Source organism: Cellulomonas sp. KRMCY2 (genome assembly GCF_000526515.1).
In the GTDB taxonomy this organism is placed as follows: Bacteria; Actinomycetota; Actinomycetes; order Actinomycetales; family Cellulomonadaceae; genus Actinotalea.
On sequence record NZ_JAGF01000001.1, the window covers coordinates 1,471,178 to 1,495,868 of the forward strand.

Consider the following 24,691-nt stretch of genomic DNA (forward strand, 5'->3'; position numbering starts at 1 on the left):
GTGAACGTAGCAGCGGCCGGCGGGACGCGGCCGCCGTCGCCGTCCGCCCTCGGCGAACGACCGACCACGTCAGCCGCGAGCGGCCGCGTACCGCCGCAGCGCCTCCTCGCGCTCGACGCCGTGGTCGACGATCGGCGTCGGATAGCCGTGGTCGTGGCCACCGGCCACCGTCCACGGCCGGTGCACGGTGGCCCCCGGCAGGTGAGCGAGCTCCGGCACGAACCGGCGGACGTAGTCGCCCTGGGGGTCGAACCGCTCGCCCTGGACGACGGGGTTGAACACCCGGGAGTACGGCGACGCGTCGGCCCCGGTGCCGGCGACCCACTGCCAGCCGTGGCTGTTGGCGGCGACGTCGCCGTCGCGCAGGTGCCGCAGGAAGTACCGGGCACCGTGCGGCCACCACACGTGCAGGTCCTTGACCAGGAAGCTCGCGACGACCATGCGCACCCGGTTGTGCACCCACCCCTCGGCCAGGAGCTGCCGCATCCCCGCGTCGACGAACGGGAAGCCGGTCCGGCCCTGCGCCCAGGCGTCGAATGCCTCCGCAGCCGGGCCCGCGGGGTCGTCGTAGGCCATCGTGCGCAGGTCGGTACGCAGGTCGGCCCAGGCGGACGCGGGGTTGTGCCACAGGACGTCGGCGTAGAACTCGCGCCAGCACAGCTCGGTCGCGTAGACCGCTGCTCCCGACGTCCGCCCCGCGGGGTGCGCGGCGAGCGCGGCGAGCATCGTGCGCGGGTGGATCGTGCCGTACTTCAGGTGCGCCGACATCGCCGAGGTCCCGGCCAGGTCGGCGCGGTCACGCAGCCGGTCGTACCGTTCGACGCCGTCGTCGAGGAACGCGGCCCATCGGTCCAGCGCGGCACGCTCGCCGACCGGAGGCAGCGCGGGCGCCGGTGCGCCGACGACCTCGGGCATCGGCTCGGACCCCGGGCCGCGGAACCAGCGCAGCCCGGCAGGCTCTGCGGCCGGCCGTCGCCAGCCGTGGTCGCGCCAGGCCCGCGCGAACGGGGTGAACACCCGGTACGGGGAGCCGGCCTGGTTCAGGACCCGGCCGGGTGTGACGGCGTACGGGCTCCCGGTCGCGACGAGCGGGACGCCGTCCGGCAGGTGGGCCTCGACCAGCCGGTCGCGGCGGCGGCCGTACGGCGACGTCTCGGCGCTGATGTGCACCCCGGTGACCTGCACACCCGCGGCGCGGACCTCCCGGACCAGCGCCGCGATGACGTTCTGGGGGTGACCGCGCCGCAGCACGACGGCGCCGTCATAGGGCTCGGTCAGCGCCGCCAGCGCATCGGTCAGGCAGGCCAGCCGGGACGCCCCGGCCGAGCCGGTCAGTGCGGGGTCGATGACGAAGACCGGGAGCACCCGGCCGTCGCCCGCGGCCTCGTGCGCGGCGACCAGTGCCGGCAGGTCGCGACGACGCAGGTCGCGACGCAGCCACAGGATCGACGTCATCCGGCGAGCCTAGGCGGCCCGTGGCCGGAGGCGGGCGGCCCCGGTCACGGGGCCAGGCGCAGCGTCCTGCCATCCCGCACGACGGGCAGCGGGTCGGAGATCTCCCCGACGAAGACGCCGTTCTCGGTGTCCCGGAAGCCGAGCAGCGCCCAGTGGCCGGCCCGCTCCTGCACCAGCCGCGCAGCGTAGAGGCTCCGGTGGTCGAAGGGGGTTGCCTCCGTCAGGTCCCACGGGCCGACGAGCGAGCCGCCCGGTACGACCCAGACGCCCCCGCCGGACCAGGTCGACCGACGGACGTCGCTCATCCGGTCCGGCCAGCAGGAGAACACCAGGACCGGCTGACCGTCGACGACTGCTGTCTGCGGGACCTCGATCTGGCCGAAGCCGGCCGGCCGCGTGAGCGGTGGCCGGACGTCCCAGGCGACCAGGTCAGGACTCGTCGCGTACCCGACGACACCACGACCCCGCGGGTCCCCGTCGGGCACCCGGGCGGTGATCAGCATGTGCCAGCCCTCGCCGTCCGGGTCGGCGAAGACGTACGGGTCGCGCCAGGCCTCGTCGATCCAGGCGTCGAGATCAAGCTTCTCGTACCAGCGGGGATCGGCCTCGAGCAGCGGCCCGTCGCCGACCCGGTGCCAGGTCATCAGGTCGTCGGACGTGGCCACCCCGATGCGCTGCACGAGGCCGCGCTCTGCCCGGCTCACGCCGGTGTAGAACATGCGCCAGGTGCCGTCGGGCGCCTTGACCACCGAGCCGGTCCACGTGGCCTGGTCGTCCCACGCCGGGGAGTCCGCTGCGACGAGCGCGTCCGGCAGCAGGTCCCACGTCCGCAGGTCCGTGGACCTCGCGTGCCCGACGGAGGCTCGGAGGTGACGGCGGTCCGGGTCGTGCAGGGCCCGTGAGGCCCGGAGGAAGAACAGGTGGTGGTGGACGCCGTCGTGGGCGCTCCAGCTGTCCCACACCCAGTGGTCGGCGAGTCTGAGCATGGTCGGTCTACCCCTTCACGCCACTGGAGGCGATGCTGCTGACGAAGGCCCGCTGGAAGGCCAGGAACATGACCAGCACCGGCAGCGTGATCAGTGACGTGTACGCCATGACCTCACCCCAGGCGGGGTTGATCTGGAAGAAGTACTGCATGCCGACCATGACCGGACGCAGGTCCTCCTGCTGGACCACCATCAGGGGCCACAGGTACTGGTTCCACGCCGGGAGGAAGGTGAGGATCGCGACGGTCGCGAACGCCGGCCCGGACAGCGGGACGATGATCCGCCGGTAGATCGTGAACCAGCCCGCGCCGTCGATGCGGGCCGCCTCGTCGAAGGATTTCGGGATCGTCGAGAAGTACTGCGTGAACAGGAAGATGGAGAAGGCGTTCGCGATGAACGGGATGATCTGCACGTGGTACGAGTTGAGCCACCCGTAGTCGTACATCGGCCGACCGTTCTCGAGGACGAGGGTCGGGAGCTTGGACACCCAGTAGACCATCGGGATCGCGATGGTCTCGAAGGGCACGATGAGGGTTGCGATGATGAGCGTGAGCAGCACCTTGCGCCCGGTCCACTCGAGGCGCGACAGGGCGAATCCGGCCATCGAGTTGACGATCAGCCCGAGCCCGACGATGAGCGTGGTGACGAGAACGGAGTTGAGGATGAACCGGGCGACCGGCACCCGGTCGAACACGCCGACGTAGTTCTGGACGCTGATGTCCCCCACCGGCAGGAAGGCCTGCGGTGAGTCCAGGTCGCTGAGGATCTGTGCGTCCGGCTTCAGGCTGGACACGAACATGAACACCAGCGGGAACAGGAAGAACAGCGCCAGCAGGACCATCGGCACGTACCCGATGATGAGCCGACGGCGCTTGCGCCGCGCGGCCTCGTCGATGCTGCGGCGGCGCTCGATGTCGTGAGCCGCGGTGTCGCGGGCGGCGGTCTGTGCGCTCATGGTTCAGTCCTTCTCTCGGGTGAGGTAGCGCTGCACCAGGGCGATGACGAGCACGATGAGGAAGAAGATGAGCGAGATGGCCGCGCCGTAGCCGGTCTCCTGCTCGCGGTACCCCTTGCGCACGGCGTGGAAGACGAGGGTCGTGGTCGCGTCCCGTGGACCGCCCTGGGTCATCACATCGATCTGCACGAACAGGCCGAGGGCGGCGATGGTGATGGTGACCAGGATGAACACCATGGTCGAGCGCAGGCCCGGCCAGGTGACGTCCTTGAACTGCTGCCACGCGTTCGCGCCGTCCATGCGCGCCGCCTCGTAGAGCTCCTCCGGGATGGTCTGCAGCCCGGAGAGCCAGATGATCATGTGGAAGCCGACGGCCTGCCAGATGGACAGCACGATGATCGCACCGAGGGCCGTGTCGGGGTTGCCCAGCCAGTCGGTGCCCTGGAAGGCCCCGAACGTGATCGTGTCGATCATCGAGTTGATCAGCCCGTCGCCCTGGTACATGAAGTCCCAGAGGATCGAGATGACGACGATCGAGGTGACGACAGGCACGAAGAAGATGACGCGGAACCAGGTGACCCCGCGCAGCTTCTGGTTGACCAGGATCGCCATCAGGAGCGCGAGGCCGGCCTGGACCGGGACGACGACCACAGCGAAGACGAACGTGTTGATCAGCGAGCGGACGAACGTCGGGTCCGCCGTGAACGCCCGGACGAAGTTGTCCAGCCCGACGAACCGCGGCGGGTTGGGCGAGATGAGCCGCGCGTTCGTGAAGGACAGGCCGAAGGCGAGGAGCACCGGGACGATCAGGAACAGCACGAGCAGGAGGGTCGCCGGGGCGACCATCCAGTACGCGGAGCGGTGGCCCTCACGGGCGGCGCGGGCCCCGCGGCGGCGTCGGCCCGCCTGACGGTCGCTCTCGTGTGGTGAGGCGTTCGGGCTGACCTGCTGGGTGATGGGGACGGGCATGGTGCACATCCGTTCCGGCGGCCGGGCGTGGCGGTGCGCCCCGGCCGGTCCGACGTCGCCCAGGGGACGCCGAGGGACCGGTGAGCCGGGGCGCACCGCCCCGGCCGCCGTTCAGGACGGTCGGCTCAGAAGCCGTAGCCGTCGTTGGACTCGATATTGGTGTCGATCTCCTTGACTGCCTGATCCAGGGTCGTCTGGATGTCGGCGCCGTTCATGATGTCCTTCGCGGCACGCTCGAACACGCTGGAGATCACGGCGTACGCCGGTGTGGGCGGGCGCTCGACCGCGTACGTCTGCGACAGCTCGACGAACGGCTGCAGCGGGTCGCCCTCGCCGAAGTTCTCCGAGAGCTCCTCGGCCTCGGCCAGGGCTGGGATCACGACCTGCTTGTCCGCGAATGCGGCGACGTAGTCGGGCTTGAAGCTGAACTCGAGGTAGGCCCGGGCCCCCTCCGGCGACTCGCACGCCTCCGAGATGCCCCACTGCCACGACGCGCCACCGATCTTCGGGCCCTGGCCGAAGTCAGGCGGCGGGAGGATGAGGAGGTCGTCGCCGACCGCCTCGAGGGAGCCCATCGCGTTCCACACCCCGGTGTAGCTCAGGGCGACCTCGTCGTTGTTGAACTCCTCGTTGCCGATGGTGCCCGCATCGCTGGTCAGGCCACGCTCGAAGGCGCTCTGGAACCAGGTGAAGAACGCCACGGCCTCGGGACCGTTGAGCGCACCTTCGGCGGTGAGGAAGGTGTCGCGGTCGATGAGGTCGCCCCCGGCGCTCTGCAGCATGGGCGAGTATGCGTAGGGCCACCACTCACCGGTGTCCTCGGCGCCGATGTCCAGCGGGGTGGCGTAGCCGGCCTGCTGGAGAGTGACGAGCGCCTGGTCGAACTCGGTGATGGTCCACGGCTCGTCCGTGCTCGGGATCCGGATCCCGTTCTCGGTGAGGACCGACTCCCGGGCGAAGATGGACAGTGCCGCGTCCCAGTAGCCGGCGGAGTAGATCTCGTCCTGCCACCGTCCGACGGCTGTGGGCAGCAGGGCGTCGGTGATCTCCGACGAGATGCCGAGTGGCTGGATGTAGCCGGCCCAGGCCCAGTTCGGGACGATCGGACCGTCCATGTCCAGCAGGCAGGGAAGATCTCCGGCCGCCGCACCGGCGACGATCGCGTCGTTGTAGGCGCCCTGGGGGAAGGACTCCATGACGACCTCGTACAGGTCCTGGGATCCGTTGAAGTCAGAGATGATCTGTTCGTAGACCTCCAGCTCGGCCGGGTTGCCGGCCGAGTGTGTCCACATCGTCAGCTGGGTCGTACCGCCGTTGTCACCGTCCCCCCCGTCGTCCGACTCACCGGCCTGACCGCAGGCGGTCAGGATCGTTGCTGATGCGGCGGTGATGGCTACGATCGCCGTCAAGGACTTGCGAGTCATCGCGATTCCTTTCGTTGGGCCCGACTGGCAGGTCGAACCCTCCGGTTGGTGGACGTCGGTTGACGCCCATCTGTTGTGTCACGCCCCGTCGTCGTTCGTTCCTTCGGGCACGGCCGGCGGCGGGGCCACCGACTCACGGCGGATGAGCGGGCACGGCATCAGGACGACGCCGTCGTTCTCCGTCGGGGCTTCGCGCAGGCCGACGAGGACCTCGACGGCCCAGCGACCCATCTCGTAGTGCGGCAGGGCCACGGTCGTCAGTGGCGGGTCGAGGGCCGCGGCGATGTACTGCTGGTCGTCGTAGCCGACGATCGACACGTCCCGCGGGATCTCCAGGCCGCGGTGGCGCGCGGCCCGGTAGGCGCCCATCGCCACGCGGTCGTTGAAGCAGAAGAGCGCGGTCGGACGCTGCCCGGGCGGACGGTCGAGGAGCTCGCCGGCCGCCGCCACGCCCCCTGCGGCAGTGGTGATGGATGCCTCGACGTGCAGGCTCGGGTCGGGCTCGATGCCCGCCGCCCGCAGCACGTCCAGGTAGCCCGAGTACCGGAGCGCCGACGCGATGGGGACCGGGGCCTCGCCCGCGTCGATGTATGCGATTCGGCGGTGACCGTGGTCCACGAGCTCCTGCACGGCGGCCATCGCGCCGGCCCGGTCGTCCGGCACGACAGCCGGGAAGCCTCCGCCGGCCGGCCGGCCGTCGAGGAAGACCGTGCCGAGCGGGAGGCGGGCCGGTGCGTCGACGACCCGGTGCCACATGCAGGCGTAGATCATCCCGTCGACCTGCTGCGCCAGCAGGGCCTCGATCGCGTCGTGCTCGACCTCCGCGTCGGAGCCGGTGTTCACCAGGAAGAGCAGGTAGCCGTTCTCCCGGGCGACGTCCTGGGCGGCCTCGACCATCTGGACGGCAAAGGGCGTCGTGGCGATCTGGTCGGAGATGAGGCCGATGGTGTGGGTGCGGCGGGTGCGCAGGCTTCGGGCCAGGGAGTTGGGTGAGTAGCCGATCTCCTCGGCGACCCGACGAACCCGGTCCCGCGTGGCGGCGGGGATCCGCGCCTCGGTCTGGCCGTTGAGGACGAGAGACACCGTCGTCGGTGACACGCCGGCCCCGCGGGCCACGTCCTTGATGCCGACACGCTTCATCGCGTCTCCCTGATAAACCGATTTAGCAGGTCTCGATAGTGGCGCAGGCCACTCCATGACGTCAAGGCGCGTTATGGAATCGTGATGGTTTGTCCGATGTCGCGCGTGCGGTAGGGCCGACCGTGGGACGCCATCGGCGCCGGAGGGCACCTGGCGACGCGCCGTCCACGCCGTCTGCGCCGTCCGAGCCGCGCGAGCTGCGGCCCGTCGTCAGACGCGGGACTGCTTCTTGGTCCCGCTGACTCCGACGAGCACGGCGACGACGAGCCCAGCCATGACGAGCTGGGCCGTGACGAGCGTCGACGACACGACCCCGACGTAGAGGGCGATCGCGGTCGGCAGGGTCCCGACGAGGGCGACGTCGAGCCCGTGGAACAACCCGCCGGTCGGCGGCACGCTGCCCATCGGGGAGGCGACGGGCACGCGGGACGCGCGCGGTGGTGGCCGGTAGGCGCTGCGCAGGGCGGCGACGGCCAGCACGAGCGTCCACGGGAGGGCGAGGGCGAGCCAGAGCGGCTCCCCGGTGCGCGCGGCCTGGAGGCCGAGCACCGTGACCGTCCACACGGCGGCGGCCGCCAGCGGCACGACGCCACGGGTCAGCCGCACCTCCCGGGCGGACAGCGGCAGCAACCGGTCCAGGACCGGTGCCATGTCCGCGTGCCGCGCACCGGCGGCCGAGGTGTTCGCCGCCCAGAAGCCCGTCAGCACCAGGGTGCCGTACATCGGCAGACCCGAGCCGAGCAGCGTGACCCGGGTCGCGGCGACGGCGAGCAGGGCGGCGACGGCGATCTGGACGAGCAGCCGGGGCGTGCGCGCCAGGAGCACGAGGTCGGCGCGCACGACGGCGCGGCGGGGCCCGCCGGGCGCGAGCCGCAACGAGCCGCGTCGGCGGGCCCGGCCGGTGCCGGTCGTCAGTGCACGGCTGAGCTCGCGCAGGTCGAGCGAGAGGACCGCGACCTGCGCGCGGTCGCCGACGGAGCCGAGGGCGCGCAGCCCCGCACCGCTCAGCAGCGCGGTCCGACGCTCGGCCACCAGCGTGCCGACGACGGCCGCCAGGAGCAGCGGGATCGAGGCCCACCAGCCGCCTCCGAGCTCCCAGCCCGACGCCGACGCAGCGGCCGGTCCGACGAGCGCGAGGCCCGCCACCGCTGCGGTCGCGCCGAGCAGGACGGTGTCGCCGACGGCGGCGGTCACCCGGTTGCTGCGATGGCTCCGGCCCGACCGGTCCCCGGGGTGCCAGCTCTGGGCCACCGCGGCGAGCGCGGTCAGCGCGGCGAAGGATGCCCCGCCGAGGGCGGCCCAGGCGAGCACCGTGCTGATCGTCAGGTCCACACCGAAGGCGAAGACGATCAGGGGGGCGAGGACGGCACCGGCCGCCGCGGTGGTCGACGGCCAGCGCAGCACGGTCGGTCGCAGCAGCCCGCGCCGGTCGATCGGCATCGGCAGCCACCAGGCAGCGCCGCCGCCACCGAGGCCGACCGGCCCGAGCCGACCGGCCAGGCTGAGCACGGCACCGGCTGCCGCCAGCACGACGAGCGCCGCCGGGAGCTCACCGGCGATCATGACCGGACCGCCCTCGCCGGGCGCCGAGGCCTGGATCGAGTCCGCGATGCCGATCACGAAGGTGACGGACAGGCCGACGGTGATGATCGTGTACCAGATCTCGATCAGCACGGCGCCGGCACCGTGGCCCTGCCGGGCGCCCTGGATGCGGGCCGTCAGGTGCCGCACCTGTCCACCGCTCGGCACCTTGGCCGGGTCGTGCACGAGGGTCGCGCGCAACGGCTGGGTCATGCGCTCATCGCCGCCACCGCGGCGTCGCACCGCAGGCGCCGGCTGCGCGTCTCGTCGACCACGACGGCGTCGGCACCCAGGGCCGTCACCAGCGCGGGGTCGTGCGTCGCGAGGAGGACGCCCACGCCGGCATCCGCCTCGGCACGCAGCAGCTGGGCCAGCGAGGCCCGCATCGCGGTGTCGAGCCGCTGCTCGGGCTCGTCCAGCACGAGCAGGTCGCGCGGCCGGACGAACGCCGCGGCGAGCAGCAGGCGCCGACGCTGGCCCGAGGAGAGCGCCGACGGGATCACGTGCTGCTGGCTGGTCAGGCCGAACGTGTCCAGGATCGCGTCGACGGCGGTCGAGGTGTTCGTCACGCCGTGGCCGGCAGCGGTGAGCAGCAGGTGCTCACGGGTGGTCAGGCCGGGGAACCACGCGTCGTCGTCGAGCACGCCCGCGACGCGCGCCCGGAAGTCCGCCGAACGCTCGTCGACCTCGCGGCCGAGCACGGTCAGCGTCCCGCCGAGCGGCTCGAGCAGGCCGAGGACCGCACGCAGCACCGTCGACTTGCCGGTGCCGTTGGGGCCGATCAGGGCGAGCACCTCGCCGGGCCGGACGCGCAGGTCGACCGGCGCGCACACGGGCTCGCCGGAGTAGCCGACACGCAGGGCCTTGGCGTGCACGAGCGGTGAGACAGTCATGCGTACGACCCTAGGCGGCCGACGGCGTGCCGTGCGTCGTCCCCGAGGACCAGGTGTTCACGCCCGCGCGCTCGCGCGGACGAAGCGGGCCACGACGCCCCGCAGGTACCCGTGGTAGATCGCGCCGATCGCCGGCCGCGCCGGCTCCAGCACGTCGCCGGTGGCGAGGTCCACCAGCACCGGGTGCGTCACGGTCGCGAGCTGCTGGCCGTGCGCGCGGCCGGCCCACGTCCGGACCTCCGGGCTCAGACCCGACCCGACGCTGACCATGACCACGGCGCTCCCGGACTGGAGGCCCTCGGGCAGCCCGCCCCTGTTCGCCCGGGAGTGCTGGACCGCGGCCCTGAGCTGGGCGTCCAGCCACGCGACGTCCTCGCCACCACGCAGGGGCACGACGAAAACGAACGTGTGCAGCCGCACCCCCATCCACCGCAGCCGGAACTCCGAGGTCCGCGCCACGAAGCGCCACGGGTCATCGGCCTGCCCGGGGGTCACCTGCCAGTCGGCTCCCGCGAGCCCGGCGGCGAGGGACTGGACCGTCTCGTCGATCGCGTTGCTGACCGGTGCTCCGTGCGATCCCAGCGGTGTCATGATCGGCTCCTTCGGCCGACGACGGCGGCCGGGCTCGGTGACGAGGACGTTCGACCACGGGGGCGGTGGACGGCGGTGTCAAACCCGATCAAGGTAGCGGAGGCCGGGGGCCGATGGTCCCGGGTGCTCGTCGCCACGCCGACGGCTCCCCGTCGGGCGCAACCGTGCGTCCGGCTCGGGCTACAGCTCGCCGGAGCGCTGGAGCGCGCGCATGGCCACCCAGCCGAACGGGATGCGGGCCCAGAAGGTCAGCGCCCGGAACAGCGCGACCACCGAGGCCGCGATCGCCGGCGGCACGCCACCGATGCTGCCCAGGGCGACGCCGAGAGCGGTCTCGACACCGCCGAGGCCGCCGGGCGTGGGGATGAGCGCGCCTGCCGTGTTGCCGATCAGGTAGATGAGCGCCAGGTCGATCAGTGACATCGGCCGTCCGAACGCCGCGAGGCTGGCGTAGAAGGCCCCGAGGTAGCCGAGAGTCATGATCAGGTTGCCGAGGGCGGCCCGGGCGAAGCGGCGCGGCTGGCTGAGCAGCTGGACCAGCCGCGGCCAGGTCTGCCGCCACACCGGCAACGTCTTGGCCGACACCCACTGCCGGACCGACGGCACGAGCATCGCCGCAGCGATGGCGATCGCGACCAGGGCCGCCGCCGCGAGCACCGTCGTCGGCGGCATCTTGAATGCCTCCGTGCCGCTGATCAGGGAGAACACGACCAGCAGGGCGATCGTCGTGATCAGCTGGGAGACCTGCACGAGCCCGACGGTGGCGACGGCCAGCGGGTTCGAGACGCCGCGGCGGGTCAGCATCCGCAGGTTGAGCGCCGCCGGCCCGACGCCGGCCGGTGCCACCAGGGCGACGAAGGCGGCGGCGGTCTGCACGAGGGTCACCCGCCACAGCGGGAGCTTGACCGGGGAGAACGCGGTCAGGGTGACGGCGGACCCGACGAAGGTGGCCATCCCGCAGCCGAAGGCGACGACCGCCCACCACGGCTTGGCTGCCTCCAGAGCCCGGCGGATCTCCGGGAAGTTGAGCGTCGCGATGACCACGACGGCCGCGGCGATGCCCAGCCCGATCGTCACGACGGTGCGGACGCCGAAGCGGATCAGCCGCTCGGGCTCGACGTCCGCCTCGGGCAGTCGCGCCAGCAGGGCCTCACGGACCTGGGCGAGCACACCGGGGTTGGCCCGGGCCTCCTCGCGGGTCGCCCGGGGCAGCGCGATGCTCTGCAGCAGCGGCCCGATCGTGGTCAGGTCGGCGTCGGTGAGCACCCGGCTCGCGGAGGCGACCGCCCGTTCGGCGCCGACGCGCAGCGCGAGCACGGCGAGCATCTGGCTGATGTCCATCCGCCGCGCGAGCTCGGAGGACGCGACGTCACCGGACTCCCACCCGGTCAGCAGGGCGATCGGGGCCGGTGGTGTGGCGGGGTCGACGGTCGGGCCGGTCGGCTCGAGCTCGACCAGGACGACGTCCGAGGTCAGGGCGCGGTGCGCGAGACCCGCGGTGTGCGCGATCCGCAGCTGGCCCCAGACCGCGTCGAGGACGTCGTCGGTCAGCTGCTCGGACTGGAGGTCGCGGAGCGGGACGGCGCCGTGCGCGTGCTGCTGGATGAGCAGCATCGAGTCCTCGGACTCCGCCAGGGCGAGCAGCCTGGGCGTGCGCACGCCGGCCGACCATGCGGCGTAGGCGAGGAGCGCGGCCCGCTCGGCCGCCTGCCGCAGCGAGACCACCGCGCGGCCGTCGATCCCGCGCAGCCGCAGGGACCGCCAGAACCGGGCCAGGAAGCCGATCACCTGCCGGTCGCCGTCGAGCACGACGACGTCGAGCCGCTCGCCGTGCTCCGTCGTCATGGCGTAGACGCGGTTGTCGCCGTAGCGCGTGATCGCCACGGCGGCGAGGTCCATCGCGAGCTGGTCGTCGCCACCCGGGTGCTGGGCGGCGACGTCGCGTACCCGGATCAGGCGCACCGGTTCGAAGCCCGCACGGCGGATCCCGTCGACCAGGGCCGCGCCGTAGGCCCGCTCGCTCTGCACGCCGGACGTGTACCGGGTGAGCAGTCCGACGAGCCGTCCGAGCAGCACCGTCATCAGTGCGCCGGGCAGCGTGATCAGACCGGTGATCAGGGCGACGCCGAGGCCGACCCACAGCAGGTTCCACGACCAGGCGACGGAGCGCCGCCGGTTGCGCGCGCCGGCGGCCGTCAGCAGGGCGGCCGTCCCGGTCATCAGGGCGGGGATCGTCACGACCGAGGCCTGCTGGGCACGGCTCCACACGGTGAACGACGACTGCAGCTCGTCGATGCCGAAGTCGGTGATCAGCCAGGCGGTGAGCAGGGCGACGAGGATCCCGATGACGGCCGCCGCGACGGCCTCGAACGCGTGCCGCATGAGGCGACGCAGCACGAGCTCGGTGAGCACCGCGAGCGGGGTCACGAAGGTGATGAGTCCCTCGAGCACAGCGACCGGCAGGAACAGGATCCGCTCGATCACCGAGTTGAAGCCGCGGACGTCCTCGGTGACGCCGGTCGTGGTGCCCCGGGCGTAGATCGCCAGCCCGAGGACGAGCCCGATCGCCAGGACGGTGAGCACCGCTGCCACCAGGTCGCCGGGATGGTGCACCCGGACGGCAGGGGTGTCGACGATGCGGACGCCGTGGTCGGCGCTCCCGCGTCCAGCAAGGCGCCCGCGGCCTCGGGACGGCGGGGTCGGCATGGGGGCGAGTCTATGGCGGCGCGCCTGCGGAACATGCGACATACCTGCAGCTGTCATCCGGGGTTGACAGACGCGGTCGCGTCAACCATCATTGACGGACAGGGGCGACGACACGGAGGCGCTGTGCGGAAGGACGATCGGTTGAGCCACCTCGTGGCCCAGGCGGACGGGGACGACCCCCTGACGTCGCTGCAGGCGCTGGTCAGCCTGCGCAAGGAGATCGAGCAGCGCGAGGCGGTGCTCGTCCGACGGGCGAAGGTGCGCGGCGCGTCGTGGGCGGCGATCGCGACAGTCCTGGGCGTGAGCCGACAGGCCGTGCACAAGAAGCACGGCGGCGGGTTCCGCGACCGGGACTGAGGCGTGCACCGTCCGCGCGCCGTTCTCACAGCCTGCTCCCCCACGGTGTGCGGGAACTGTTGCGTGCGGGTAACCGCAGCACGCCGTGCGTGTAACACCCGCTTCCTAGCGTCGTCCGCACGGCCCATCCCGGGGCCGGGTGCACCAGGAGGCCACCGACCCGATGGACGACGACCTGACCGGCCAGAACCCTGTCGTGCCCGTGACAGAGCCGAAACACGACAGCACCGTCGGTGAAATACCCGGTCCGTACCGTGCAGGGATGGGGGGAACCGGTGGGCCGCAGCACCTCGTCGTCGTCGGCGGCGGCATGGTCGCGCACCGGCTCGTCGAGGCCCTGCGCGACCGGGACACCGACGGCACCTGGCGGGTCACGGTCTACGCCGAGGAGCCCCGGGCGCCCTACGACCGCGTCGCGCTGACCACCTACTTCTCCGGCCGGGACGCCGCCGATCTCGCGCTCGGTCACGCGGACCTCTGGGACGACCCGCTGGTGGACCTGGTGCGCGGCACGACGGTCACCGCGATCGACCGCGCGGCGCGGACCGTCACGACGTCACGCAACGGCCTGACCAGGACCGACCACTACGACACCCTGGTGCTCGCCACCGGCTCGTCCGCGGCCGTCCCGCCGATCGAGGGCACCGATCTGCCCGGCGTCTTCGTCTACCGCACGATCGACGACGTCGCGGCGCTGCGGGGCTGGGTCGAGCAGGCGGCGGCACGCCGGCACCGACCGGTGCGCGGCGCCGTCGTCGGGGGCGGGCTGCTCGGGCTCGAGGCCGCCGGTGCGCTGCAGGCGCTCGGCGCGAACAGCACAGTCGTCCAGTTCGGGCCCCGCCTGATGCCCCAGCAGGTGGACGACGGCGGCGGTGAGGCGCTGCGCCGGCTGATCAACGCCAAGGGCGTCGCCGTCCGGCTCAACACCTCGACGTCGCGGCTGCGGCCCGGCCGGGACGGGTCGGTGCGGCGGATGGACTTCGCCGACGGCGGGCGCCTGGACGTCGACGTCGTCGTGCTCGCCACCGGGGTCCGCCCGCGGGACGAGCTGGGCCGCGCGGCCGGGCTCGAGGTCGGGCAACGCGGTGGGGTCGTCGTCGACGGGACCTGCCGTACCGCGGACCCGGCCGTCTACGCGGTCGGTGAGGTCGCCTGCATCGGCGGGTGCGTGCACGGCATCGTCGCCCCGGGCTACGCCATGGCGGAGGTCGTGGTCGACCGCCTCCTCGGTGGGGCGGCCGCCTTCCCCGGTGCGGAGACCGCGACGAAGCTCAAGCTCACCGGGGTCGACGTCGCGAGCTTCGGCGACGCCTTCGCCACGACCCCGGGCGCGCTCGAGCTCGTGCACGCCGACCCGGTGGCGGGGCTCTACACCAAGCTCGTGCTGTCCGACGACGCCCGGACGCTGCTCGGCGGGGTGCTCGTCGGCGACGCGTCCGCGTACGCGTCGCTGCGCCCGATGCTCGGCCGCCCGCTCGACGGCGACCCGGGCTCCTACCTGCTGCCGGAGGGCGCCGGATCGGCCGGCCGTCCCGTGGTGGCGCTGCCGGACGACGCAGCGGTCTGCTCGTGCAACAACGTGACGGCCGGGACGATCCGCGCCGCGGTGACCGAGCACGGGTGCACCGACCTCGCCGGCGTCAAGGCCTGCACGCGGGCCGGCACGAGCTGCGGCTCCTGCCTGCCCCTGGTCAAGAAGCTCGTCACGACCGAGCTCGAGAGGTCCGGCATCACGGTGAGCAAGGCCCTGTGCGAGCACATCGAGCTCTCCAGGGCCCAGCTCTTCGACGCGGTCCGGGTCACCGGGCTGCGCACGTTCAGCCAGATCCTGGCCAAGCACGGCCGGGCCGGCCTGCCGGCAGGTGCCCGCGGCTGCGACATCTGCAAGCCCGTCGTCGCCTCGATCCTCGGGTCGCTCGGCGCCGGGCACGTGCTCGACGGCGAGACGGCGACCCTGCAGGACACCAACGACCACGTCATGGCGAACCTGCAGAAGGACGGCTCCTACTCGGTGGTGCCACGCATTCCCGGCGGTGAGATCACCCCGGACGGCCTGATCGCCGTCGGCCAGGTGGCCAAGGACTTCGGGCTCTACACCAAGATCACCGGAGGCCAGCGGATCGACATGTTCGGTGCCCGGATCGAGCAGCTGCCCGACATCTGGCAGCGCCTGGTCGACGCCGGCTTCGAGTCCGGTCACGCCTACGGCAAGTCGCTGCGCACGGTGAAGTCGTGCGTCGGCTCGGCCTGGTGCCGGTTCGGCGTCCAGGACTCCGTCGCGCTGGCCGTCGAGCTCGAGCTGCGCTACCGCGGCCTGCGCTCACCGCACAAGATCAAGCTCGGCGTCTCCGGCTGCGCACGCGAGTGCGCGGAGGCGCGGGGCAAGGACGTCGGGGTCATCGCGACGGACAAGGGCTGGAACATGTACGTCGGCGGCAACGGCGGCTTCACCCCACGGCACGCGCAGCTGCTCGCCGAGGACCTCGACACCGAGACGCTGATCCGGACCATCGACCGGTTCCTCATGTACTACGTCCGCACGGCGGACCGGCTGCAGCGCACGGCACCGTGGATCGAGGAGGTCGAGGGCGGCCTCGACGGCGTCCGGGCGGTCGTCCTCGACGACAGCCTGGGCATCGCGGCCGACCTGGACGCCGCGATGGCCGCGCACGTCGACGCCTACACCGACGAGTGGCGGGCGACCCTCGACGACCCGGACAAGCTGCACCGGTTCGCCTCGTTCGTCAACGCCCCGACGACGCCGGACCCCTCGCTCGCCTACGTGGCCGAGCGTGGCCAGGTGCGTCCGGCGACGGCGCAGGAGCGGGCCGGCGACGGCGCGGTCCTCGTCGCCGGGACGACCCTCGCGGTGCGGACCGGACCGGCGGTGGCCCGATGAGCGGGGTCCAGGTCCTGGGCACCGCGTCCGACCGGCTGGCCTGGACGGCCGTGTGCCACCTGGCCGACCTGGTGCCCGAACGTGGTGCCGCCGCCCTGGTCGCGGGCGAGCAGGTGGCGCTGTTCCGCCTGCTCGGACCCGACGGCTCGGCCCAGGTCGTGCACGCGGTCCAGCAGCTCGACCCGTTCAGTGCCGCCCACGTCATCGCGCGCGGCATCGTCGGCACCCGGGGTGACGTGCCGACGGTGGCCTCGCCGATGTACAAGCAGGTCTTCGACCTGCGGACCGGCGCCTGCCTCGACGCGATGGGCCGCGAACCGGTCGACCTGCGCACCTGGCCGGTCCGGGTCGAGGGCGGCCTCGTCCTGGTCGGGTCCGCCGTGATCCCCGGGACTGCTCTGCCTGCGCTGCCCGTCGGGTCCGCTGGCAGGGAGCGGGCCGTCCGGTGACCACGCTGCTCGGTGTCGACCTGGCCGGACGTCGCGTCGTCGTCGCCGGCGGGGGACCGGTCGCGGCGCGGCGTGCCCAGGCCATGCGCCTGGCCGGTGCGGACGTCCTGGTCGTCGCCCCGCAGCTGTGCGAGGAGCTCGCCGAGCTCGTCGAGGACCGGGTGGTCCGCTGGCGGTGCGGCGAGGTGCAGGCGGTGGACCTCGACGCGGCGTGGCTCGTGCACACCGCGACAGGGGACCACGCGGTCGATGCCCAGGTCGCGCGGTGGGCGCTGGATCGCCGGACCTTCTGCGTGCACGCCGGTGACGTGACGCGCGGGACGGCCAGGTCGCCGTCGACGACCCGGGTCGGCGAGGTGCTCGTCGGGGTCGTGTCCACCGGCGCTCCCGACCCTGGTCGGTCCCGTGCGGTGCGCGACCAGCTCGCCGCGACGCTGCGCTCGGGCGGGGCCGACCTGCGCCGTCGCCGGGCGGGCGGCACCGGCCGGGTCGTCCTGGTCGGCGGCGGACCGGGCGACGTCGACCTGCTGACCCTGCGCGGCCGCCGAGCGCTCGCCGAGGCCGACGTCGTGGTCACGGACCGCCTCGGGCCGACCGACGTGCTGGCAGAGCTCGGCCCGGACGTCGAGATCGTGCACGTCGGCAAGAGCCCGGGGAACCACCCGGTCCCGCAGCACGAGATCGGCCAGATCCTGGTCGAGCGCGCCCAGCGGGGCCAGACGGTCGTGCGGCTCAAGGGCGGCGACCCCTTCGTCTTCGGCCGTGGTGGCGAAGAGGTGCTCGCCTGCCGCGAGGCGGGCGTCCCGGTGGAGGTCGTGCCCGGGGTCAGCAGCGCACTGTCCGTCCCGGCGCTCGCCGGCATCCCGTTGACCCACCGCGGCGTCACGACGTCGTTCCACGTCCTCAGCGGTCACGACGGCCTGACCGCCGCCGCGCGGCAGGCGCTGCACGACGGCTCGACCCTCGTCGTGCTGATGGGGGTCGCGATGCTCGCCGCCCTGGTCGAGGACGCCCTGCGGGCCGGTGTCGACCCCGCCCTTCCGGTGGCCGTCGTCGAGAGCGGCGCGACCGCGCGGCAGCGGGTCACCCGGGCACGCCTCGACGGCGTCGTGCGACGAGCCGCGGAGGTCGGCGTCCGGGCGCCGGCGGTGATCGTGCTGGGCCGGGTCGCGGCCGAGGGGCTCCTGGATGGCTGAGCCGATCAGCCAGACCATGGCCGGCTGCGTCGTCCTGGTGACGGCGGACCGACGCTCCGCCGAGCTGGGCACCGCCCTGGCGCGGCGTGGCGCGGTCGTGCGGCACGCCGCGGCGATGAGCATCGCGGGGCACATCGACGACGCCGCGCTCGCGGAGGGCACGCGCGCCGTGATCGCCCGTCCGCCGGAGATCGTCGTCGTCACCACCGGCATCGGCTTCCGCGGGTGGACCGAGGCGGCCGATGCCGTCGGGCTGCTCGACCCGTTGCTCGCGGTGCTCGGCAGCGCCCGGATCGTCGCGCGCGGCCCCAAGGCCCGGGGCGCCATCCAGGCCGCCGGTCTGCACGCGGACTGGGTCGCCGAGTCCGAGACGTCCGCCGAGATCGCCGAGGTCCTGCTGGACGAGGGTGTCGCCGGACGGCGGATCGCCGTGCAGCACCACGGGGCCGGCGCCGACGGGCTCGACGAGGCCTTCGCCGCGGCCGGGGCCGTGGTGCAGAGCCTCGTGGTCTACCGCTGGGGTCCGCCGCCGGACCCCGCCGCCCTCGAGGCCTCGGTCCGTGCCGCGGCCGGCGGCGAGATCGACGTCGTGGTGTTCACCTCCGCGCCGGGCGCGGCAGCCTGGCTCGCGGCGGCGGCCGAGGCCGGGGTCCAGGCCGCCCTGCGCCGGCGGTTCGCCGGCGGCGGGCTGCTGGCCGCTGTCGTCGGCCCGGTGACCGCACGGCCGCTGCTGGAGGCCGGGATCACCCCGCTGATGCCCGACCGCGGTCGGCTCGGGTCGTTGGTCCGGACCCTCGTCGCGCACTTCGACGACCGACGGACCAAGGCGCTGGCCACCGTCGCCGGACCGCTGCAGGTGCACCGGGGCGCCGCGGTGCTCGACGGCCGGGTGCTCGCTCTCTCGCCGTCGAGCCTCGAGGTGCTCCGGCTGCTCGCGGCGGCGGCCGGCGGCGTCGTCGGGCGGTCCGAGGTGCTCGCGGCCCTCCCGGGGACCTCGCTGGACCCGCACGCGGCCGAGGTCGCGGTGGCCCGGCTGCGCGATGCCACCTCGCGTGACCTCATCCGCACGGTGGTCAAACGTGGCTACCGGCTCCAGACGGTGCCATCGTGACCAGGACGGGCCCGGTGCCCACCCGCACGGCTGCCCACCCGAACGGCGGTGACCCGATGGCTGACGGCGCCCTCGCCCGACCGGTCCTGATCGGCTGCTCGCACGGCACGAGCGACCCGGCCGGTCGCCGGACGATCCGTGCGCTGCTCGACGCCATCGCCGCCGCCCGACCGGAGCTCGACGTGCGCGAGGCCTTCGTCGACGTCCAGCAGCCGGAGGTGGCGGCCGTCGTCGCCGAGGCGCAGACCGACGCACCTGCCGGGCCGCCGGTGGTGGTCGTCCCGCTGCTCCTGTCGGGCGGCTACCACGTGCACGTCGACATCGCCGCGGCGGTCGCCGGCGGACGCGCGCTGGCTGCCGCACCGCTCGGGCCGGACCCACGCCTGGCCGCGCTGCTGGACGAGCGGCTGACGGAGGCCGGTGCCCGGGTCGACGATGCGGTCGTGCTCGCGGCGGCCGGCTCCAGCGACCGACGGGCCGCCGACGACGTCGAGCACGTTGCGCGCGAGCTGCAGTCGCAGCGGCGGGGTCCGGTCACCGTCGGCTACGGGGCAGGCTGCGACCCGTCCGTACCGCAGGCCGTGGCCGCGGCGCGCCGCGGTGGCGCGCAGCGCGTCGTCGTTGCCGCGTACCTGCTGGCCCCGGGGTTCTTCCACGACCGGCTGCAGGCAGCCGGCGCCGACCTCGTCACCGCCCCGTTGGCTCCCCATCCGACCCTCGTCGCGATGGCGCTGGATCGGTACGCAGCAGCACGTCGTTCCGCCGTCGCCGGTTCTTGACCTGGTACATCGCCGCGTCGGACGCCGCGAAGAGCGCAGCCGGGTCGCACCGACCGTCGGTCGCCAACGCCGCGCCGACGCTCACGCCCACCTGCACCGTCCCGGTCCGCAGCACCACCGGCTGCTGGACCGCTGCGGCCAGACGGTTCACGATCGTGGTGACCTCCGCGCCGTCGTTGACCTCGGTGAGGATCGCGCAGAACTCGTCGCCACCCAGCCGGGCGAGGTGGTCGTGCGCGCGCAGACAGCCCTTGAGGCGCTCGGAGATCACTGTCAGGAGGCTGTCGCCCGCCGCGTGGCCGTAGGTGTCGTTGACCTCCTTGAACCGGTCGAGGTCGATGAAGAGCACTGCCACCCCGGCCCCCGGGGTGGCCTCGGGCAGGCAGGCGGCGAGGCGACGCATCAGCTCACCGCGGTTGGCCAGGCCGGTGAGGTCGTCGTGCGCGGCGGCGTGCGCCAGGGCCTCGGAGTGCAGCAGCCGCTCGGTCACGTCCCGCTGGTCCACGACGAAGCCCTCGACCAACGGGTCGTGCAGCAGGTTGTGGACCGTCCACTCGTACCACCGGCGCTCGAGGCTCGCGTGCACGACGAGCACGTCGAGCCGGGCCCGCGCCCCGGTGCCCTGGCGGATGACGTCGGCCAGGATGTTCTGGACGTCGGTGCGGTAGTCGGCGTCCACGAGGTTGAGCAGCGGTGAGCCGACCAGCGCATCGGGTGCGTACCCCATCGCCCGTTCCACTGCGGGGCTGACGTAGGTGAGCAGCCCGAGCGAGTTGCTGACCGTCAGGACGTCCGTCGAGCTCTCCATCAGCGCACGCAGCCGGGCCTCGGCCCGGGCGAGGGCGTTCTGGGAGCGTTCCCGCTCAGCGACGCTCGTGCCGACGCTCGCGATCCCCAGCCACGCCAGGCCGAGCATCACCAGCGCCGCGATGTGGCTGTGCTCCGGCGCCACGACGGTGGGCAGCAGGCCGAGCGCGACGCCGAGCTCGCCGAGCACCGCGAAGGTCGTCACGACGCCGCCGACGATCGGCCAGATCCAGCTGCCGGATCGCTGGATGTGGATGACGCCGACGAGCACCGCCGTCGCCGGCAGGAAGGCCGACCACCCGGCCGTCCAGCAGAGGGCGGCGAGCACGCCCGAGGCGACGACCAGCCGCAGCAGTGGCCGGTTGCCGATCCGACCGCCGCCGAGCATGGTCTGCACGGTCTCGCCCGAGCAGACGAAGATCAGGAGCAGCAGCAGGGCGAGCGTCACGGGTGGGCCCACGACGAGGCCGGCGTCCTTCAGCCAGCTGAAGGCCGGGATCGCCGCCCCGGCAGCCGCGACCGCGCCGATCGCCTTCGGGATGCGCGGCAGGACCGGTGACAGGTCGAGGTCAGGGGTCAGCAAGGTTCTGGCGCGGGAGCCCCGCTCTCCTGGCATACCGTCTCAGCCCCTGTGCTGCCGTCCGTGCCCGCCTCGACGGGTCGATCATGTGTCCGCCCTGTCGGCACGGATCACGCCATCATGACCCAACGGCGACCCTGCCGGGGGCGTTCATGCCACCCCGAGGCCCTGGAGCCACCCGTCCGGCAGCAGGGAGTACCCGACGAAGGCCACGACGTCGAGCGTCGTGTGCGCCACGACGAGCGGCATCACGCGCCGCCGCCGGAGGTAGTACCAGCCGAGCAGGAGGCCCATCACGACGTTCCCGGCCGCCATCCCCGGGCCCTGGTAGAGGTGGTAGGAGCCGCGGAGCAGAGCGCTCGCCGCGACCATCGCCGGTGCCGACCAGCGCATCTCGCCGAGCCGCTCGACCAGGTAGGCGACGGCGACGACCTCCTCGAGCAACGCGTTCTGCAGTGCGGAGAACACGAGCACGGGCACCGTCCACCAGTAGGCGTCGAGCCCCGAGGCGTTGATCTGGACGTTGAGCCCGAGCGTGCGGCCGACGAGGTAGAGCCCGATCCCCGGCAGCCCGATCAGCGCTGCGAGACCGAGGCCGACGCCGAGGTCCCGGGCCGGACGCGCGCCGTCGAGCCCGATCCGGCGGACGGCGCTGCGGCCGTTCGCCGACAGCAGGTAGAGCGCGAGCGCGACCGGGACCAGGGCGAAGCCGATCGCCAGGAGCTGGTAGGTCAGGTCGAGGTACGGGCGCTCGGCGCGCGTGGGGTTGAGCGTCGCGGTCTGCTGAGCGAGCGGGACCTCCGCGGTCAGCCGCACGTAGAGGCGGACCAGGGCGTAGACGGCGGACTGCCCGAGGGACAGGCCCAGGATGATCCACACCTCCGCGCTCAGCCGGCGCCGGACGGGGTCGGCGGCGACGGGCGGGGCGGCGGCGCCATCGTGGTCATCGTGCACCAGCACAAGGTACGGGAGACGCCTGGGTGGTCGACGTCCGCGAGCGCACCCGTCAGGCCGCTGCGGCTCCCGACCCGGTGCCGGGGACGGGAGCCGCTCGGCGCACCCGCTCAGGCGAAGCGGCGCAGGCGCAGCGAGTTGGTCACGACCAGCACCGAGCTGAACGCCATCGCGGCACCGGCGATCATCGGGTTGAGCAGCCCGAGGGCCGCGAGCGGGATCGCCGCGACGTTGTAGGCGAAGGCCCAGAACAGGTTCTGCTTGATGATCCGCAGCGTCCTGCGGGAGAGCCGGATCGACTGGCCGGCCGACCGCAGGTCACCGCGCACCAGGGTGATGTCGGCCGCCTGCATGGCCACGTCGGTCCCGGTGCCCATCGCCAGTCCGAGGTCGGCCTGGGCGAGCGCCGCCGCGTCGTTGACGCCGTCGCCGACCATCGCCACGACGCGGCCCTGGTCCTGGAGGCGACGCACGACGTCGACCTTGTCCGCGGGCAGGACCTGGGCGACGACCTCGTCGATGCCCACCTGGGCGGCCGCAGCGCGGGCGGCGCCGGGGTTGTCGCCGGTCAGGAGGACCGGGTTCAGGCCGAGCCGTCGCAGCTCGTCGACGGCGGCGGCGGAGGTCGCCTTGACCGGGTCGCGGAGCACCAGGACGCCGCGCGCCGAGCCGTTCCAGGCTGCCATCACGGCTGTCGCGCCGTCGGCCTCGGCAGTGTCGAACCGGGCGTCGAGCGGAGCGGTGTCGATGCCCTGCCCGCGCAGCCAGCCCGGCCGGCCGACCAGGACGCGCCGCCCGAGATCGAGCCCGCTGTGCGCGGTGCGCACGACGCCCGTCACCCCGCGGCCCGGGTCGTTGACGAACTCGGTGACCTGCGCGGAGCCGATCACCACGCCGTCGGACCCGACTTCGGTGCCCGCCCTGGGCCCGATCTCGGCGGCGGTGCCGGCGATGGCGCGGGCGATCGGGTGCTCGCTGAGCGCCTCGACCGCACCGGCCAGCCGCAGCACCTCGTCGACGGAGGTGCTCTCGTCGGCGCCGGTCAGCCCCTCGGCGACCAGGACGTCGACGAGCGCCATCCGGCCCTCGGTCACGGTGCCGGTCTTGTCGAGCACGACGGTGTCGACGCGGCGGGTGGACTCGAGGATCTCCGGCCCCTTGATCAGGATGCCGAGCTGCGCGCCGCGGCCGGTGCCGACCAGCAGCGCCGTCGGTGTGGCGAGCCCCAGCGCGCACGGGCACGCGATGATCAGGACGGCGACCGCAGCGGTGAACGCGGCCTGCACGCCACCGCCGGTCAGCAGCCACACCGTGAGCGTGCCGAGCGCGAGCACGATGACGACCGGCACGAAGACCGCCGAGATCCGGTCGGCGAGTCGCTGCACGGGCGCCTTGCCGGTCTGCGCCTGGGTCACCAGCCGGCCGATCTGCGCGAGCATCGTCTCCTCGCCGATCCGCGTCGCGCGGACCACGAGGTAGCCGGAGGTGTTGACCGTCGCGCCGGTGACCTGCGAGCCGGGGCCCACGTCGACCGGGACGGGCTCGCCGGTGAGCAGCGAGGTGTCGACGGCGCTCTGGCCCTCGACCACGACGCCGTCGGTGGCGACCTTCTCACCCGGCCGGACGGCGAAGAGGCTGCCGACCGCCAGTGCCTCGACCGGCACCCGGGACTCGGTGCGGCGGCCGTCGTCGCCGGTGGTCAGCAGCGCGACGTCGGTCGCGCCGAGTGACAGCAGGGCACGCAGCGCGTCCCCGGCCCGACGGCGGGAGCGGTGCTCCGCGTAGCGACCGGCGAGCAGGAAGGTGGTCACGACCGCGGCGACCTCGAAGTACAGCTCGGGCGGGGTCGCGCCCATCCCCATCGCGTCGCCGGCGCCGGCCCGCGGGAAGAGCGTGGGCTCCATCCGCAGGCCCAGCTCGCCGGCGCCGCCGATCAGCACCGCCCAGAGCGACCAGCCGGTCGCGGCGATGATGCCGAGGGAGACCAGGGTGTCCATCGTCGACGCCGCGTGCCGGGCGGCGCGCGCAGCGGCCCGGTGGAACGGCCAGGCGGACCACGTGACGACTGGCAGCGCGAGTGCTGTGACCACCCACTGCCAGCCGCGGAACTGCAGCGCGGGGATCATCGAGAGCAGCACGACCGGGACGGCCAGCGCGGCCGCGACGACGAGTCGACGGCGCAGGTCGGCGCCGCGGTCACGCTCGGGTGCGCTGGTGTCCTCGACGGCGTCCATCGCGTGGCCCTCGCCCATCGAGTGGCCCGACAGGGCGTGCTCGACGGCGCTGCTGCGCATCACTGTCGCGGTGTAGCCGGCGCTCTCGACGGCCTTGATGAGAGCCGCGGTGTCGACGTCCTCGGTCAGCTCGACCCGGGCTCGTTCGGTCGCGAGGTTGACCGTCGCGGTAGCGCCCGGGACCTTGTTGATCTTCTTCTCGACGCGCGCCACGCAGGAGGCGCAGGTCATCCCGCCGACGGCGAGGTCGACGAAGCCGACCGGCGTGACCGGTGCTGCGACCGGTGCGGCCGGCGGCGCCGACGTCGGCACCGGGTTCGGGCCGGCCACTCAGCCCACCACCTGGTAGCCGGCCTCGTCGATGGCGGCGCGGACGGCGTCGTCGTCGAGGGGCTCGGTCGAGGTGATCGTGACCGTCGAGGTGGCCCCCGAGACGAGGTCCACGTGCACGTCGGTCACACCGGGCAGGGCCCGCAGCTCCTCCTGGACGGAACGGACGCAGTGCCCGCAGGTCATGCCGGTGACGTCGACGGCCACGGTCTGGGTGCTCATGGTGGTGCCTCTCTCAAGGGTCGTGGTCCGGGTCGGGACGAGGGCTCGGACCGGGGTGCGGACGATGGGCCGG

Annotated in this window: 20 protein-coding genes; 6 read left to right on the forward strand and 14 right to left on the reverse strand. The window is 73.3% G+C overall.

Going from position 1 to position 24,691, the window contains the following annotated elements; genetic code table 11:
* Nucleotides 1–69: 69 nt before the first annotated feature.
* The 10 genes from K415_RS0107135 to K415_RS0107180 form a co-directional block, all read right to left on the reverse strand.
* The gene (locus K415_RS0107135; protein WP_024286388.1) at nucleotides 70–1,455 is read right to left on the reverse strand and encodes a deoxyribodipyrimidine photo-lyase; all 1,386 of its coding nucleotides are present in this window, start codon (nucleotides 1,453–1,455) and stop codon (nucleotides 70–72) included.
* Nucleotides 1,456–1,499: 44 nt separating this feature from the next.
* The gene (locus tag K415_RS0107140) at nucleotides 1,500–2,441 is read right to left on the reverse strand and encodes a glycosyl hydrolase family 32 (protein ID WP_024286389.1); all 942 of its coding nucleotides are present in this window, start codon (nucleotides 2,439–2,441) and stop codon (nucleotides 1,500–1,502) included.
* 7 nt (nucleotides 2,442–2,448) lie between these two features.
* Nucleotides 2,449–3,282, reverse strand: coding sequence for a carbohydrate ABC transporter permease (locus K415_RS0107145; protein WP_369795272.1), 834 nt, complete (start codon nucleotides 3,280–3,282; stop codon nucleotides 2,449–2,451).
* Nucleotides 3,283–3,399: 117 nt separating this feature from the next.
* A complete protein-coding gene (locus K415_RS0107150) occupies nucleotides 3,400–4,365 on the reverse strand; it encodes a carbohydrate ABC transporter permease (RefSeq protein WP_231494843.1) in 966 nt (321 codons plus the stop codon).
* A gap of 125 nt (nucleotides 4,366–4,490) precedes the next feature.
* Nucleotides 4,491–5,789: an extracellular solute-binding protein gene (locus K415_RS0107155; RefSeq protein WP_024286392.1), complete on the reverse strand. Its 1,299-nt coding sequence runs from the start codon at nucleotides 5,787–5,789 to the stop codon at nucleotides 4,491–4,493.
* A 78-nt stretch (nucleotides 5,790–5,867) separates the two neighbouring features.
* Nucleotides 5,868–6,929, reverse strand: coding sequence for a LacI family DNA-binding transcriptional regulator (locus K415_RS0107160; RefSeq protein ID WP_024286393.1), 1,062 nt, complete (start codon nucleotides 6,927–6,929; stop codon nucleotides 5,868–5,870).
* 210 nt (nucleotides 6,930–7,139) lie between these two features.
* Nucleotides 7,140–8,723: a DUF6297 family protein gene (locus K415_RS0107165; RefSeq protein WP_155859389.1), complete on the reverse strand. Its 1,584-nt coding sequence runs from the start codon at nucleotides 8,721–8,723 to the stop codon at nucleotides 7,140–7,142.
* Complete coding sequence (locus K415_RS0107170; RefSeq protein ID WP_024286395.1) at nucleotides 8,720–9,403, reverse strand: ABC transporter ATP-binding protein; 684 nt, start codon at nucleotides 9,401–9,403, stop codon at nucleotides 8,720–8,722. The genes K415_RS0107165 and K415_RS0107170 overlap by 4 nt, the downstream gene beginning before the upstream one ends.
* A 57-nt stretch (nucleotides 9,404–9,460) precedes the next feature.
* A complete protein-coding gene (locus K415_RS22620; protein WP_024286396.1) occupies nucleotides 9,461–9,994 on the reverse strand; it encodes a hypothetical protein in 534 nt (177 codons plus the stop codon).
* 180 nt (nucleotides 9,995–10,174) lie between these two features.
* Nucleotides 10,175–12,700 (reverse strand): lysylphosphatidylglycerol synthase transmembrane domain-containing protein, encoded by a 2,526-nt coding sequence (locus tag K415_RS0107180; protein WP_024286397.1) that lies wholly within the window; start codon nucleotides 12,698–12,700, stop codon nucleotides 10,175–10,177.
* A 141-nt stretch (nucleotides 12,701–12,841) separates the two neighbouring features.
* On the opposite strand from K415_RS0107180, the gene K415_RS0107185 reads away from it, so the two are divergent.
* The 6 genes from K415_RS0107185 to K415_RS0107210 all read left to right on the forward strand — a co-directional run bounded on the left by K415_RS0107185 (nucleotide 12,842) and on the right by K415_RS0107210 (nucleotide 19,491).
* A complete protein-coding gene (locus K415_RS0107185) occupies nucleotides 12,842–13,057 on the forward strand; it encodes a hypothetical protein (protein WP_155859390.1) in 216 nt (71 codons plus the stop codon).
* A gap of 262 nt (nucleotides 13,058–13,319) precedes the next feature.
* Nucleotides 13,320–15,956, forward strand: a complete 2,637-nt coding sequence (gene nirB / locus K415_RS0107190) for a nitrite reductase large subunit NirB (RefSeq protein ID WP_024286399.1) — start codon at nucleotides 13,320–13,322, stop codon at nucleotides 15,954–15,956.
* The gene (nirD, locus tag K415_RS0107195; protein ID WP_024286400.1) at nucleotides 15,953–16,405 is read left to right on the forward strand and encodes a nitrite reductase small subunit NirD; all 453 of its coding nucleotides are present in this window, start codon (nucleotides 15,953–15,955) and stop codon (nucleotides 16,403–16,405) included. The genes nirB and nirD overlap by 4 nt, the downstream gene beginning before the upstream one ends.
* Entirely contained in the window at nucleotides 16,402–17,601 is a 1,200-nt protein-coding gene (cobA, locus tag K415_RS0107200; protein ID WP_024286401.1) for a uroporphyrinogen-III C-methyltransferase, read from the forward strand. Before nirD ends, cobA begins: the two co-directional genes overlap by 4 nt.
* Nucleotides 17,594–18,712 (forward strand): uroporphyrinogen-III synthase, encoded by a 1,119-nt coding sequence (locus K415_RS0107205; RefSeq protein WP_024286402.1) that lies wholly within the window; start codon nucleotides 17,594–17,596, stop codon nucleotides 18,710–18,712. Before cobA ends, K415_RS0107205 begins: the two co-directional genes overlap by 8 nt.
* Nucleotides 18,709–19,491, forward strand: coding sequence for a sirohydrochlorin chelatase (locus tag K415_RS0107210; RefSeq protein WP_369795194.1), 783 nt, complete (start codon nucleotides 18,709–18,711; stop codon nucleotides 19,489–19,491). The genes K415_RS0107205 and K415_RS0107210 overlap by 4 nt, the downstream gene beginning before the upstream one ends.
* Here K415_RS0107210 and K415_RS0107215 read toward each other — a convergent pair.
* The 4 genes from K415_RS0107215 to K415_RS0107230 form a co-directional block, all read right to left on the reverse strand.
* Nucleotides 19,400–20,881: a sensor domain-containing diguanylate cyclase gene (locus K415_RS0107215; protein ID WP_024286404.1), complete on the reverse strand. Its 1,482-nt coding sequence runs from the start codon at nucleotides 20,879–20,881 to the stop codon at nucleotides 19,400–19,402. The genes K415_RS0107210 and K415_RS0107215 overlap by 92 nt on opposite strands.
* Before the next feature lie 147 nt (nucleotides 20,882–21,028).
* Nucleotides 21,029–21,832, reverse strand: coding sequence for a CPBP family intramembrane glutamic endopeptidase (locus tag K415_RS0107220; RefSeq protein ID WP_231494844.1), 804 nt, complete (start codon nucleotides 21,830–21,832; stop codon nucleotides 21,029–21,031).
* A gap of 110 nt (nucleotides 21,833–21,942) precedes the next feature.
* Nucleotides 21,943–24,396 (reverse strand): heavy metal translocating P-type ATPase, encoded by a 2,454-nt coding sequence (locus K415_RS0107225; RefSeq protein WP_024286406.1) that lies wholly within the window; start codon nucleotides 24,394–24,396, stop codon nucleotides 21,943–21,945.
* On the reverse strand, nucleotides 24,397–24,618 hold the full coding sequence (locus K415_RS0107230; protein WP_024286407.1) for a heavy-metal-associated domain-containing protein: 222 nt from the start codon (nucleotides 24,616–24,618) through the stop codon (nucleotides 24,397–24,399).
* Between the last annotated feature and the right edge of the window lie 73 nt (nucleotides 24,619–24,691).